General features: G+C 62.9%; 12 protein-coding genes and 3 pseudogenes. 4 read left to right on the top strand and 11 right to left on the bottom strand.

The window, feature by feature from the left end:
* The 5 genes from AC0L2P_RS27550 to AC0L2P_RS27530 all read right to left on the bottom strand — a co-directional run bounded on the left by AC0L2P_RS27550 (position 1) and on the right by AC0L2P_RS27530 (position 5,930).
* Positions 1–903, bottom strand: a complete 903-nt coding sequence (locus AC0L2P_RS27550; protein WP_473505831.1) for a carbohydrate ABC transporter permease — start codon at positions 901–903, stop codon at positions 1–3.
* Positions 903–1,823 carry a carbohydrate ABC transporter permease gene (locus AC0L2P_RS27545; protein WP_473505829.1) on the bottom strand — a complete coding sequence of 307 codons (921 nt, stop codon included), beginning with the start codon at positions 1,821–1,823 and terminating at the stop codon, positions 903–905. The genes AC0L2P_RS27550 and AC0L2P_RS27545 overlap by 1 nt, the downstream gene beginning before the upstream one ends.
* A 77-nt stretch (positions 1,824–1,900) precedes the next feature.
* Positions 1,901–3,208 carry an ABC transporter substrate-binding protein gene (locus AC0L2P_RS27540; RefSeq protein ID WP_473505827.1) on the bottom strand — a complete coding sequence of 436 codons (1,308 nt, stop codon included), beginning with the start codon at positions 3,206–3,208 and terminating at the stop codon, positions 1,901–1,903.
* A 109-nt stretch (positions 3,209–3,317) separates the two neighbouring features.
* Positions 3,318–4,502, bottom strand: a complete 1,185-nt coding sequence (locus AC0L2P_RS27535; protein ID WP_473505825.1) for an ROK family protein — start codon at positions 4,500–4,502, stop codon at positions 3,318–3,320.
* Between the two features lie 495 nt (positions 4,503–4,997).
* Positions 4,998–5,930, bottom strand: a complete 933-nt coding sequence (locus tag AC0L2P_RS27530; RefSeq protein WP_473505881.1) for a LysR family transcriptional regulator — start codon at positions 5,928–5,930, stop codon at positions 4,998–5,000.
* A 91-nt stretch (positions 5,931–6,021) separates the two neighbouring features.
* On the opposite strand from AC0L2P_RS27530, the gene AC0L2P_RS27525 reads away from it, so the two are divergent.
* Entirely contained in the window at positions 6,022–7,035 is a 1,014-nt protein-coding gene (locus tag AC0L2P_RS27525) for an NADP-dependent oxidoreductase (RefSeq protein ID WP_473505823.1), read from the top strand.
* A 66-nt stretch (positions 7,036–7,101) separates the two neighbouring features.
* Entirely contained in the window at positions 7,102–7,407 is a 306-nt protein-coding gene (locus AC0L2P_RS27520) for a putative quinol monooxygenase (RefSeq protein WP_198019205.1), read from the top strand.
* A gap of 195 nt (positions 7,408–7,602) precedes the next feature.
* On the opposite strand, the pseudogene AC0L2P_RS27515 reads toward AC0L2P_RS27520, so the two are convergent.
* From AC0L2P_RS27515 to AC0L2P_RS27505, 3 genes and pseudogenes are all read right to left on the bottom strand, one after another.
* Positions 7,603–8,234 (bottom strand): annotated as a pseudogene (locus AC0L2P_RS27515) (tyrosine-type recombinase/integrase).
* Between the two features lie 178 nt (positions 8,235–8,412).
* Positions 8,413–8,610, bottom strand: a complete 198-nt coding sequence (locus AC0L2P_RS27510) for a hypothetical protein (protein WP_473505821.1) — start codon at positions 8,608–8,610, stop codon at positions 8,413–8,415.
* Positions 8,611–8,861: 251 nt separating this feature from the next.
* A pseudogene (locus AC0L2P_RS27505) lies at positions 8,862–9,046 on the bottom strand (hypothetical protein); the annotation flags it as partial.
* 245 nt (positions 9,047–9,291) lie between these two features.
* Between AC0L2P_RS27505 and AC0L2P_RS27500 the strand changes: the two are divergent.
* The gene (locus AC0L2P_RS27500; protein WP_473505819.1) at positions 9,292–9,585 is read left to right on the top strand and encodes a hypothetical protein; all 294 of its coding nucleotides are present in this window, start codon (positions 9,292–9,294) and stop codon (positions 9,583–9,585) included.
* A gap of 136 nt (positions 9,586–9,721) precedes the next feature.
* Positions 9,722–10,012, top strand: coding sequence for a hypothetical protein (locus AC0L2P_RS27495; protein ID WP_473505817.1), 291 nt, complete (start codon positions 9,722–9,724; stop codon positions 10,010–10,012).
* Positions 10,013–10,188: 176 nt separating this feature from the next.
* On the opposite strand, the pseudogene AC0L2P_RS27490 reads toward AC0L2P_RS27495, so the two are convergent.
* The 3 genes and pseudogenes from AC0L2P_RS27490 to AC0L2P_RS27480 form a co-directional block, all read right to left on the bottom strand.
* Positions 10,189–10,491, bottom strand: a pseudogene (locus tag AC0L2P_RS27490) (VOC family protein); the annotation flags it as partial.
* A gap of 301 nt (positions 10,492–10,792) precedes the next feature.
* Positions 10,793–12,217 (bottom strand): NADP-dependent phosphogluconate dehydrogenase, encoded by a 1,425-nt coding sequence (gene gndA / locus AC0L2P_RS27485; RefSeq protein WP_473505815.1) that lies wholly within the window; start codon positions 12,215–12,217, stop codon positions 10,793–10,795.
* Positions 12,218–12,337: 120 nt separating this feature from the next.
* The gene (locus AC0L2P_RS27480; protein ID WP_473505813.1) at positions 12,338–13,975 is read right to left on the bottom strand and encodes a copper resistance CopC/CopD family protein; all 1,638 of its coding nucleotides are present in this window, start codon (positions 13,973–13,975) and stop codon (positions 12,338–12,340) included.
* Between the last annotated feature and the right edge of the window lie 31 nt (positions 13,976–14,006).

Raw genomic sequence — 14,006 nt, 5'->3', positions numbered from 1 at the left:
CTATTTGACGGCGCCGGCGGTGAGGCCGCCCTGCCAGAACCGCTGCAGCAGCAGGAACACCACGATGACCGGGATGATGCCGACCAGCGCGCCGGTGATGATGATCGAGAACAGCACCTCTCCGCCGCCACCGCCCTGCTGCGCGAGCTGATACCAGGTCGCAAGGCCCACTGTGATCGGCTGGTACTCCTGCGAGCGCAGCACGATGAGCGGCAGGAAGTAATTGTTCCAGGTCCCGACGAACGAGAGCAGCGCCACGGTCACCATGCCCGGCGCCACCAGCCGCAGCACGATGGCGCGGAAGATCACGAACTCGCCGGCGCCATCGATACGCGCCGCGTCGAGCAGTTCGTCGTCGACGCCCTGCTCGATATAGACGCACATCAGATAGACGCCGATCGGCGAGATCATCGAGGGCAGGACCACGCCCAGCGGATTGTCGCTGAGACCCGAAAGCGCCAGCAGCAGGAAGATCGGCACGACAAGGGCCGTCTGCGGGATCATCACAGCGCCCAAGACCAGCGCAAACAGCAGATTGCGGCCGACGAATTTGAACTTGGCGAACGCATAGCCTGCCGCAGTAGCAAAGATCGCGGCACCGAGCCCGGCGACGGTCGAATAGAGCACGCTGTTGAACATCCAGCGCATGAAGATGCCGTTGTCGCGCGCCAGCAGATCGCTCAGATTCTGCCAGAGGTTGAACTCGGTGCCGAAGCCGAAGCCGAACGTGGTGAACAGGTCGCCATTCGTCTTCGTTGCCGATAGGACCAGATAGACCAGCGGCACGAAGCTGTAGAGGAGGAACACTGACAGCAGCAGCGTGAGGATGATCCGCGAGCGCCGCCGTTCGCCGGGCCGGCGCTTGGCAGCTTCGAAAGTGGCGATGTCGGTGGTCGCAGTCATCATTGCTCCGGCCGACGGCGGTTGGTGATCAGGGTGAAGATGTAGGAGGCGCCGGCGATCACGATGCCAAGCACGAACGAGACGGCGGCCGCATAGCCATACTGCTGGTTCGAAGTCGCCAGGGAATAGGCATAGAGGTTCGGCGTGTAGCTCGAATTGATGGTGTTTCTGGCGAGCGCGCGCATCAAATAGGGCTCATTGAACAGCTGCAGGGTGCCGTTGATCGAAAAGATGATGGTGATGAGGATCGCCGGCCACAGCAGCGGCAGCTGGATCAGCCGCGCAAATTGCCAGGGCGAGGCGCCATCGATCCGCGAGGCCTCGGCGAGGTCCGACGGGATCGTCTTCAGCGCGGCGTAGTAGATCACCATATTGTAGCCGACATATTCCCACGTCACGATATTGGCCAATGAGAAGATCATCGCGCCCGGCGACAGGAAGTCCGGCGGCGGCAGGTTGAACGCCTTGGCCATCTGCGTGAACGGGCCGAAGTTGGGGCCGTAGAGATAACCCCACATGATCGTCGCGATCACGCTCGGCACGGCGTAGGGGAGGAAGAAGCCGAGCCGGAAGACGCCCTTGGCATAGACCTGGCCGCGATCGAGCACGATGGCGAACAACAGCGCCAGGCCCAGCATGATCGGCACCTGCACGATGCCGAACAGAACGAGGTTCCACACGCCGCCCCAGAATTTGGCGTCGCCCGTGACCTTGATGTAGCTGGCTGCACCCGCGAATTGCCGTCCGCCCACCAGCGTGTCGCGGTAGAGGCTCATATAGAAGGCATAAACCAGCGGCGCGACGATGAAGGCGATAAATAGCAGCACGAAGGGCGCCAGGAACAGATAGGGCGCGAGCTTTCGTGACGTAAAATTGCCCGATCGCGCTGGGCGCGTCGCTGCGGCTGGCGAATTCGACATTGCCATGGTTCCCCGTCCGGCAAGATGAAGAGATCGGGCGCGCCGATCAAGCGCGGCCGGCCGTTGCCCGGGAGAACTCAGTCTACGGTGAAGCCTTGTTCCTGCGCGTAGGTGACCACGGCGTCCTGGATGCGGTCGAACGCATCCGACAGCGTGCCCTTGCCGCTGATCGAGGCGCCGAATTCATCTTCCATCGACTGGTACAAGAAGTCCTGGAACGGGCTCCACTCAAAGTTGCTGACTGCGGCCGCCGATTTGGCGAACACTTTATTGACTGCCTGGCCACCGTAGAAGTCCATCTTCTGTCCGGCGAACTCGGCGCTGGTCAGCAGAGCGGTGGTGCATGGGAACAGGAACTGCTTGGTGGTGTAGAGCTTTGTGGCTTCGGGATTCGTAGTCAGCCAGATCGCGAGTTCGGCGGCCTCGGGCAGATGCTGGGTCGCTTTCATCACGGCCAGCGCTGAGCCACCCCAATTGCCGGTCGCGAACTTGCTCGCGTCCCACTGCGGCAGATCGGCGGCACGCCACTGGCCCACGCTGGTCTTGGCGACCGAGGTCAGGAACACCGGACCCCAGCCGGCGGTGAGCCAGGTGGCATAGCGGCCCGAGTCCAGGCTGGTGTACCACTCATTGTTGAACCCCGGCTTGGTCTCGATGACACCCGCGGTAATAAGGTCCTGCCAATAGGCGGCGAAGTCCTTAGAAATCTTGTCGTTGATGTTGATCGCGAGCTTGTCGCCATCGCGGCTGATCGGCTTCCAACCCATCGGCCACAGAAGACCATTGACCCAGCCGCCATTGCTGAGCAACGCGTCCGTCAGGAAGACATTGGGGTCGGCCGCATGCAGCTTCTTGGCGGCATCGGCAAATTCCGCCCAGGTCGCGGGCGGCGTGATGCCATGCTTGTCGAGAATGTCCTTGCGGTAGAGCATCGCCATCGGACCGGAATCCCATGGCATGCCGCTGACAACCTCACTCTTGGCGACCTGGGTCCACGTGCCTTCGGGGAACTCCGCCTTGTGCGGGTTTGCCCACTGGCCGATATCGGCGAACGCGTCGATCTGGCGGAAGCTCTCGAGGAACTGGAATTCGATATGGACGACGTCGGGCAGGCCGCTGCCCGCCTTCAGGCCCGCACGGACCGCCTGATACTCCGGGGCGCCCTGGCCGGCATTCACGAGTTTGACCTGGATGCCCGGATGCGCGGCGTTGAACATGTCGACCTGCGTCTGGAAATCCGGCAGCCACGACCAAAGAAGCAGCTTGACGGGATCGGCACCGCGAACTGCCGCCGGCAGGGCCGCTACCGCAACGCTCGCACCCGCAACTTTCAAGAAGGCACGACGCTGCATCGTCCGCCCAAGCGGATTGAAAATCTTCGTCATTGAAGTCCTCCCACGAAAGATACGCTCCCACACGATGCAAGGCGCTTTTTCTTTCAGTTAGAAACTTAATGCCGAGATTCAGTCGCTGTCAATCGCGATCGACTGATCTTTAGTTGGCCATCACGAGGCTGTCGGCAGGGTTGAGCGTCGTCGCATCGAGCACCAGGCGCACCGCTCCAAGCGCGATGTCGCGGTGCCCCAGCGCGCCTATCACGAGGCGCGGCGGGTCGTACACATTGCCCCTGAGGCGATGCCGCAGCACATCGAGCACCAGATCACCGCCGACGACGACCCGGCCCGCCAGTACGATGATTTCGGGGTTCATGAAGGCAGCAACACTGCCCACCGCCATCGTCGCATAGTCGAGCAACTCGGTGACAACCGGCGCGATTTTGTCCGCCTGCCGGTCGGTGACGGCGGCCAGGGTGAGCTTTCCCACCGCATACTGCGTGTTGGCCTCTTCGAGCATCTTGGTCGCCTGTTCGGGGATGCCGAAAAAGCGTAGCGATTGCTTGTCGCCCAGATGTTCGAACGGCCGCCCGGTGAGCAGGGGGTCATCGAGATACCAGCTCAGCTCGCCCGCCGCATGCGAGTGCCCGCCATAGAGCTTGCCGTCGATGACGACGCCCGCGCCGGCGCCTGGCCCGATCGACAGGCTCACGACGCTGTCGGCGCCACGCCCGGCCCCGAATCCCCATTCGCCCACGGCGGCGAGGTTGCGCCCGTTTTCGACGACGATGGGCATCTGAAAATGTTCGCTGAGCCGCGCCCGCAACGGCATGTCGCGCCAGCCGAGCCCGAGCGTCAGCACAACTTCGCCCTCCGGCTGCCTGACGATCGAGGGCAGGCCGATGCCGATGCCGCGAATGGTCTGGCCGCGTGGGCGGGGAGCCGCCATCAACCGGCGGATCAGGCCGACCAGCTTCTCGAAATTGCGCTGGCCATCATCGTCGGCGGTCTCGTGCATTTCGGTCTGCACGACGCCCTCGAGATTGGCCACGGCGCCATAGAACTCGCCCTTGCCGGCCTCGATGCCGATGATCGCATGCGCCGCGCCGCGGAACTTGATGCGTGCCCGGGGACGGCCCCGGACATTGGCCTCGTCAAACCCGTCGTACACCACCAAATCCTCGGCAATCAGATCCTCGATCACCCGCATCACCGTCGGGATGCTGATGTTCAGTCGCTCGGCGAGGCTCGAAGGTGATGCCACTCCTTCGGTGCGGATCAAATCCACCACGGCCGATCGGTTGAGTCGGCGTAACAGGCTCGATGTCGTGGGCTGGCGCTTCATTCATGGACCAGTTGCAAAAGGCCGGCGGACCGGCAACGAGCGTCGGCATAGACCAGAACCGGGCCAGAGTCCGCCTTTTTCTGATGACGCCGAACGTCAGTTGTCGCTCCGCAGCGAAAGCTACCGCGGTAGCCCGTTCGATGATAACGGCGATCCGTGGCGGGCGCCCAAGCCCTCCGGAGTCACTGCGCTTACTCGTGCAAATAACTGACTCCGGTTGCTTCAATCGGTTACGAGCTCGTCCGCCGGTTACGAGCTCGTCCGCCTTTGGCGCGGAACCAACATCAATGACCGCTTTTGGCGCAAAGATGCCTCACGCAGAAGCAATGTGGTGTCTGCTTTCTGGCAGAGGCAACGGCTGACTCTAAGATCGACATGAGGCGCGTTGCAGACTGGCGGCTTTGGGGCCGTGGGCGGACTGTCAGTTCTTGATTGCCGCTGCGCGCTATAGGTGCCGTTTTGCAGCCGACCCCCAAGCGACCCTTCCGCGCCAGATCAGTCGATACTTGAAGCAGCCATTCGCTGCATGAAAGCGGCGTCGAGCATGGTCAGAAAGGCGCGCACGGCGGGGTTGGCGCGTCGGCTTGCCGGCCAGAGCACGGTGACGTTATTTCGCTCGACGGCGAACGTGGACAGCACCGGGACCAGATCGCCGCGCTTCACATAGGGAGCCGCCATGAAGGAGGCGCCTATGCCTATCCCGCCACCGGCTGCCAGCACGATGAGCACGGCATCGCTGGCATCGGCGACCACACCGGCATTGGGCACGATCTCTATCTCGTGGTCGCCAATCCGGAAGGGCCAGCGAAACGTCTGGCCTGTGCTCTGGTACCGAAGATTGACGGTGTCGTGCCCTCCGAGGTCATCGGGATGGGTCGGGGTGCCGCGTTTCTCGAGATAGGCTGGCGAGGCGAAGCAGCAAAGCCGATGGGGTGCGAGCTTGCGTGATAGTAGCCGGGTGTCAGCCAGATCACCGATGCGTATGGCGACATCGATCCCTTCCTCAATCATGTCCACTATCTGGTCACCCAGCCTGAGATCGACGACCAGGTTCGGGTGGAGCCGACGGAAAGCCGGTAAAGCCGGAGCGATCAGGTGGAGTCCGATCGGCAGCGACGCGGCCACGCGCAAAGTGCCCGATGGTTCGGAGCGCGCGGTCATTGCCGCCTGCTCGATTTCCTCTGCCTCGCGTAGCAGGCGCAGCGCGCGCTCATGCAGGTCGCGCCCTTCGGGCGTGAAGGTGAGCGAGCGCGTCGTACGGGTAAACAGCGACACTCCTAAATGCCGCTCGAGCCGCTGGATGCTCTTGCTGACCGCCGACGGGGAAATCGACAGCGCGCGCGCCGCTGCCGTGTAGCTCCCCAGCGATCCGGCACGCGCGAAGGCGATGATACCAGTAAGCCGATCCAAAGCAATATGTTCCGCCATGGCATTACTTAAGCGCCATCTGCGCCGATTATCAACCAGGAATGATGCCACTAAATCTGCTCCAACGACATGATGAGCGGAGATTTGACCAATGAGCGACAAGATGAAGGCAGTCCGTCTGCACGCATTCGGTGGTCCCGAGGTGCTGGTGTACGAAGACGCGCCGAGGCCGCATGTAAAGCCCGGCGAGATGCTTGTCCGCGTCCAGGCGGCGGGGCTTAATCCGCCCGACTGGTATCTGCGGGACGGCTATCGCGCACTGCCGCCAGAATGGCGACCCAACGCATCCTTCCCACTGATTCTCGGCACGGACGTGTCGGGCGTCATTGAAGCGGTTGGCGCCGACGCCGGTGAGTTCAGCATCGGCGGCGAGGTCTATGCAATGGTTCGCTTTCCCCATGACCTAATGACGGGTAGCAACGCCTACGCGCATTATGTCAGTGTGCCGGCATCGCAGCTTGCGTTGAAACCAGCCGGCATCGACCATATTCATGCGGCCGGCGCGCCGATGTCGCTTCTGACGGCATGGCAGTTCTTGATCGAACTTGGCCACGACGAGCCGAATCCGTTCCAGCCCTTCCGGCATGAGCCGGTGCCGCTCGACGGCAAGACGGTGCTGATCAACGGCGCCGGAGGCGGTGTCGGGCATCTGGCCGTCCAGTTGGCGAAATGGCGGGGCGCTCGCGTCATCGCGGTGGCATCGGCCAAGAACGAGGCGCTGATGCGCGATCTCGGCGTGGATCAGTTCATCGACTACAAGACAACCGGTGCGGAAGATGTCGTCCGAGACGTCGACCTTGTCCTCGACGCGGTGGGCGGCGCGGACATGGAGCGCTTCTTCCATGTTCTGAAGCCGGGCGGCGCGCTGTTCCTGGTCAACCCGCTAGGCTTCGCTGGTCACGAGGAGACAGAGAAGCTGGGGATCACGGTCTCATCCACACAGGTTCGATCCAATGGCGCGCAGTTGGCAAAAGCCGCCCGCCTGCTCGACGACGGCATTGTGCGTGTCGTCATCGACAGCACATTCCCGCTGGCCGAGGCATCGCGCGCACATGAGCGCGCCGCCGACGGCAGTATTCAAGGCAAGATCGTGCTGGCCGTCTGATTGTTGCTTTCAGCCGCCCGATCGTCGGAAGTGCAGACGGTCGAGCGGGATCCACCAAGGTAAGCCATGATGCTGATTGTTACCGGCTATATGTACGTCGAGCCCTCGTCGGTCGCCGAGTTTGTCCAGGATCTCCAGAACCTCGCCATAGCTACGCGGCAGCGGGACGGAAATCTTTCCTATGACGCGGCTGTGGACGATCCGCTTGCCGGCCGCCTCCTGATCGCCGAGCGGTGGAGAGACCAGGCCGCACTCACTGCACATCTCCATGCTACGGACACGATGGCGTTCGTTGGTCGATGGGGCGACACCATTAGGGGTGAAATTCTCAAGTACGACGTCCTGCGCGAACGTGGCTTGATGGACGAGTAGCAAGTACGCCGGTGAGCGTAGAGCGGCAGTCGGATGTCTGCATATCTGCGCTCGCAACCGGCGCAGTGGACGGCAGCTATCGACAGCTCTTGTCCTGATAGCTGCCGGACCGCTCACCACCCAAGGTAGGACATCACAGCGACTGACGCCAGCAGCCTGAAGCGGCCATCCGTGCCCATCGGATGGCCCTTAACGTCAAATTTCGGTTCGCTCCGCCAAGAGCAAAGCGTCCTCTAAGTCGACACTAAGATATCGGACCGTGTTCTCAATCTTGGAGTGACCGAGCAGTATCTGGATTGCGCGGATGTTGCCCGTCGCCTTGTAGATCATCGATGCTTTCGTGCGCCGAAGTGAGTGAGTTCCATATTCCTCTGGGCGTAGACCAATCGCGGTCACCCACTCGTCTACCAGGCGGGCGTACTGCCTCGTGCTCATGTGGTGTGCGCGATCGATCCGACTCGGGAACGCATAGTCTTCAACCGTGCCGCCACGCCGTTCGAGCCAACAGAGAAGGCTGGCTCTCACATCGCTCGTGATCTCGAACTGGACGGGACGACCGGTCTTCTGTTGAACGACGATTGCTCGGGTCCTGATTTCCGGTCCGGCGACCACATCGCGAATCCTGATCTTGATCAGGTCGCAGCCGCGAAGCTTGCTGTCGATTGCCAGATCAAACAACGCACGGTCCCGAATACGCCTTTCGCGATCGAGGAAGAAGCGAATAGCCCAGATCTGCTTCTGGGTGAACGGACGCTTCGTGCCGACCTCTTTCCAACATTCCAAGCTGCGGGCTCGCGGTCAGCATCATCGAATTGAGAATGGCCCATGTGAGTTCTCCTCGGCCTTGATTGGCCGAACGAGAAACGGTGCGGGGCACTTGCCGCTTGGTGGGGCCGCCAGCGGAATGTCCGGATAGGAGCGGATGTGCTGACCTAGCTGCCATTCGCACGACGGCAAGGGGGCGATCCCTTCAGGTGAGCTTGGTGGCAGTGGGGCGAAAGAAACTCACATGAAAATGCGATAGGGATAGACGTTCCGCGGCAGGTCCGGGACATTCGCGATCGTACGCGCAAATTTCTGTGAGTAGCGGATGCTAACCGGCACCGGATCGTAGAGCGCGTCGTTGTTCCAATCCATCTTGGTCAACGCCAGCGCTTCGTGAGCAGTCAGTTCGAGCGGGCCCCTGCCGGCATGTCGGATCAACTGCAACGACCGTGGATGAGGCAGACCAACGAGCTTTCCTTCAGGACGACCAAACAAATTGCCTGAGCCCCGGCAAAGCCAGGGGAACTATCTTCGGCACACGGAAAGAACGCCTGGCGCCGCTTCAAACCGGGTGCTTAGGCTGCCTCTATCTGACCTCGTGGGATGGCGATGATCGCACCGCGCAAGACCTCGGTCTATAGCCGCCTTTTGACGATCCCAAGCCACAGCGTCGTTGCGCGGGCGGGCGGTCAGTGCTGGAGGCACTTGCGGCCCATTGCCATTGCCTTGTAAGTGCCCTTCAGATCGACGACAAAGGTCCCCTTGGTTTCCGGGAACACGATCATTTATATTTCTTCGCCACGTCGCGCTTGAATTTCGGGTCGTCTGTCAAGATGTAGCCGCCGGAATATCCGCCCGTGAGTTCGCCGCTCGTGACTGGTGGCCACAAACGTCCCTTTGCAGACAAACCTCGTAGCGGTGATCGCGGCCACCGCAAATGGCTTCGCGTTCCACGTTTCCCGGGCCACAATTGGGGCTTTTCGTAGGGTTTCCTCCCGTTCATCCCCAGCGATGCGCGACGCGCCATTTGGTTGCGCTGCAAGAAGACGACCGGCTGGCTGTTGCGGAAACGCTGGCCGGGATGCGAGTTTCGCGTGACACGTTGTTCGAGGAACCGCCATGCCCATCCGCCGACTTGCTTTGACGACAGCAGCGATGCTGCTTGCCGCGACCGGCCTCACCGAGGCCCGGCCCGACACCCGCACGATGAGTTGCCAGGAGCTTCGGCAGCTGATCCAGAGCCACTACGCTGTGGTGCTGACCACCGGCCCCAACACCTATGACCGCTACGTCAGGCAATTCGGCAACGAATGCAACTTGCCGGAGGTGCCGATGTCGGCCTATGTCCCGACCCGTGACGGCCACTGCCCGGTCTACCGCTGCGACCAGCCGATCGGCGATCTCCCGGATTGACGGCGACGGCTTGCCGCCAATTGCCGAATCGCCAGTTGCCGATCGCAAGAGGATCGCGCTATTGCGGAACCGCTGGCCGGGATGCGAGTTTCGCGTGACTCGTTTGCTTGGTACGTGAAACGCTGAGGTAGCCGCCATGCCCATCCACCGAACTGCTTTGACGACAGCAGCGATCCTGCTTGCCGCGACCGGCCTCACTGAGGCCCGGCCCGACACCCGCACGATGAGCTGCCAGCAGCTCCAGCAACTGATCCGGAGCCACCGCGCCGTGGTGCTGACCACCGGCCCCAACACCTATGACCGCTACGTCAGGCAATTCGGCAACGAATGCGACTGGCCCGAAATGCCGATGTCGGCCTATGTCCCGACCCGTGACGGCCGCTGCCCGGTCTACAAGTGCAACGAGCCGGTTGGCCGTCTCCCGTGACGGCGACGGCTTGCCGAAGTCGCCCGGCTCCTGATCGGCCAGGGCGGTCACTTATAGCAAGAGACCGTCCTTAGAGAAGAGGAGCCGAGTGCCGTTCCTGCAACCAGCCGTTATCAAAAGGCGGTAGAGGTGGCGCCCCCACCTTCGACGACGTGGTCGCGAAGGCGAACCGTTCTTTATGGGGCTTCGTAGAGCTCCAGCGGCAATCCATCTGGGTCGCTGAAAAAGGTAAACCGTTGGTCTGTATATGGGTCGATCCGGATTGGCTCAACGGCAACGCCGGCGGCTTCCAGGCGCATAATTACAGGACCAAGCTTCGCCACGGCAAATGCCAGATGTCTCAGGCCTGTCGCCTCTGGATGGGACGGCCGCATCACTGGTGCAGGGAAGGAGAACAATTCCAGTTGGACGGACCCGATCCGCAGGTCGGCCTTCCATGACTGCCGCTCTTCCCGATAGACCTCCCGGATCAGATCGAGGCCGAGGAGGTCGGGTACGCGGCACTTTGTTTATGTCGCCGTTTATGTCGCCGTTCGCGAGGAGCGTCTCGCCCTTACGGATCTTCATCTCCATCCAATCGGCAGCATGATGTCGCCGCCAGACAGTAAAAATCCGTCATGTCGGCGTGCCTCGCGATAGGCAGCTATTAACGCCGGTCCTGCCAAAAGCTACGGGGAAGTCCCCATGTCGGTGCCGTTCGAGCGCAACATCTGCCGAAGATGAACGCACGGCAGCTTCCAGGATTGGCGAACTGACGGCTGGACGGCGACAATCAGGCGCTCAACCCGCCGCTCCACTCCCCCACGGGCCATGGAAAGCGCCCTGCCCGTCGATGCGCTCGAAGCCGTGCGCGCCGAAGAAATCGCGCTGCGCCTGGATCAGGTTCGAAGTGCCGCGGCCCTGCCGGTAACTGTCGAAATAGGCAAGTGCGGATGACAGGGCCGGCACCGGCGAGCCCGCTTCGGCCGCCCTTGCCACGACACGGCGAAGCGACGGATGTGCCTCCTGCATCAATGAAACGAAAGCCGGTGCCATCAACAGGTTGGTGGCTGCGCCGCCGGCGCCGAAGGCCTCCGCCATCGTATCCAGCAATTGCGAGCGGATGATGCAGCCGGCCCGCCAGATCTTGGCGATGACCGGCATCGGCAGGTTCCAGTTGAATTCCTTCGACGCGCCGCTCATCACCGCGAAACCCTGCGCGTAGGCGGCGATCTTGCCCGCAAACAGCGCCAGCTCGAGATCGCCGAGCAGGGCGTCCCTGTTACCGGAAATCTTGCTCACGCCGCCGCCATAGACCTTTTCGGCGGCAAGCCGCTCGTCCTTGATCGACGACAGCACGCGTGCCGCCACAGCCGCCTCGATCGCGGTGGCCGGGATACCGAGCTGCTGCGCCTCGATCACCGACCATTTGCCGGTGCCTTTCTGGCCGGCGCGGTCGAGGATGATGTCGACCACCGGTTTGCCGGTCTTGGCATCGTCGGCGGCCAGCACCTTGGCGGTGATCTCGATCAGGTACGAATTGAGCCGGCCCGTGTTCCACTGCGAAAACACCTCGGCGATCTCTTTCGGCCCCATGCCGAGCCCGTCGCGCAAGATGCCGTAGATCTCGGCGATCATCTGCATGTCGGCATATTCGATGCCGTTGTGGATGGTTTTTACGAAATGGCCGGCGCCGTCGGTGCCGAGCCACGCCGCGCAAGGCTCGCCCTTGAACTTGGCCGAGATCGCGGTCAGCACCTCTTCGACGCGCTTCCAGGACTCCTCGGTGCCGCCGACCATGATCGAGGGACCGTGGCGTGCGCCCTCCTCGCCGCCGGACACGCCCATGCCGATGAAGGTCAGGCCCGAATCGGTAAGCTCCGAGAAGCGCCGCATCGTATCGCGGAAATTGGCATTGCCGGCGTCGATGACGATGTCGTTGGCCGACAGCACGCCGCGCAAGGCCGCGATCTGCTCGTCGACCGGCTTGCCGGCCAGCACCATGATGATGATCGGCCGCGGCGGCCGGATCGCGGCGGCCAGTTCCTCGAGGCTATAGCAAGGCACCACCCTATCCCTGAGCGCGCCGGCATTTTCGACAAAGGCATCGGTGCGCGCCGCGGTGCGGTTGAAGACGGCGATGCGGTGCCCCTTCTCGGCGATATTGAGCGCCAGATTGGAGCCCATCGTGCCAAGGCCGATCAGGCCGATTTCGGCTTTTTCCATTGTTTCTTCCCTGCTTTCGGATCTTGTTGCTTTGAGCCGCGATTGATGACGATGATTGACGGGCCTTCAATGCCGCGTCAACCGCCTCGCCGAATTGTGTTGCGCGGACCAGCGCTGTCTTCATGGCCGGATGTCGATCGGCGCCTCTATCTTCACCATCTTGAAATCCGAAACCAGGATGTCGAGCCGCGCCGTCCATCGGCCGGCGACCGCGATTACGACATCGTCGACGCGCCAGGTGCCGTCGCCAAGCTTCGTCGCCGGGCGTTTTATCGGCTCGATACCGGAATCGGGCTTTGACAGGACCAGCGTTACCTGCTTCGCGTCGAGCGGGCCGAAATCGCCGGTCATGATGAAGATCGAAGCGGCAACAGGCCCGGCATGGCCGGGCACAATGCTGAGATCGGCCATCGCTTGTAGCGTGTGGATATGCACCGATGCCGGCTGTGCCGCGGCGATCGCCACCGCGCGCGGCGGCGGCGTGAAGCGCCAGCCGGCGGCAACGCCGAAGATCGTCACCACGATCAGCACCTCGATGCCGATCGAGCGGGCCAGCCGCCTCTGGACCTCGGTCCTTCCCGCCTCGGCCGGGACCGTAAGCTTGAAGCGGTTGACGGCGGCGAGCGTGAACAGAAAGACCAGCAGCAAAAGTTTGATCAGCAGCAGCCGGCCATAGGCGGTATGGACCAGCGCCGACGGCGTTTGCACCTGGATGACGGCGAGCACGATGCCGGCTGCCGCAAGCACGGCCACGACGGGCAGGATCGCTCGCGAAAACCGGCGCAGCAACGGCCCGGCTTCGGCCGGCTGCCGTTTCAAGGCTAGACCGAGCGGCATCAGCGCTCCGGCCCAGACAGCAATGCCGACGCCGTGCAGGAACACCGTCGGCCTTGTCAGCCATTGCGGCTCGGCGGCACTGGCATGCCCGCTGGCGGCAAGTGCAGCGCCGACGCCGACCAATCCGAACAAGGCGAGCGGCTTTGCGTCGGCGGGCGGCACGACCAGCGACAACAGGCCAAGGCCGAGCGCCATCAGCGCGATCAGCACCGTCCAGCCGAAGCTGGTGCCGAGCCCGGTCTGCCAGATGACCGACTGTGCCAGCCGGGCAAGCGGCGCGCCAAGCGCATCCAGGCCCTGGAAGCCAAGCGACAGCGGTGCCGCCGCCAACCCGCACAGGATCGCAGCGACGACAAGCTTCCGGCCGGATCGCCCGCCTTGCGCCAGCCAGGCCAGCGCAAAGGCCCCGCCAACGCCGAAAAACAGTCCGATATAGAGGAATATCTTGCCGATCCAGATCGCCGTTCGAAGCCCCAGGTCGACGGCTTTGGAGGCGGCCGGCGCGGCACTCGGCGCACCGACCGAGAACAGCACCGAGCCGCCGACCGGATGCCCGTCGGCGGAAATCACCCGCCAGCTCAGCACATGCGTGCCGGATGCCAGCGCCTGCGGATTGTCGATCTCGACGGTCTGGCCGCTGAGCCGGAAAGAGCTCAGCGGGACCGCCGTGCCGTCGGGCTGCACCAGCGTCAGCACCAGCGGCGAAACCGGCTCACTGAAGGTCAGCGACATCTGCGACGGGCTCTGCGCCAGCACCGCACCGTCAGCCGGCTCCGCCTTGATCAGCGCCGCATGGGCGAAGGCCGGATCAGGCGCGGCAATAGTGGCAAGCAGCACGATGGCCGCCAGCAGCCCAGCCATAAGCCGGCCAGAACAGTTGCCGGCCATGCAAGCTTGCCGCAGGAAGGATGCCGCGCTCATCTCACCGCCAAAGCGGCGGCGCGCTCATCCG

Source organism: Mesorhizobium sp. WSM4836 (assembly GCF_055811815.1).
The sequence above is the reverse complement of the archived record's forward strand: the minus strand, read 5'-3'. Positions and strand labels throughout refer to the sequence as shown.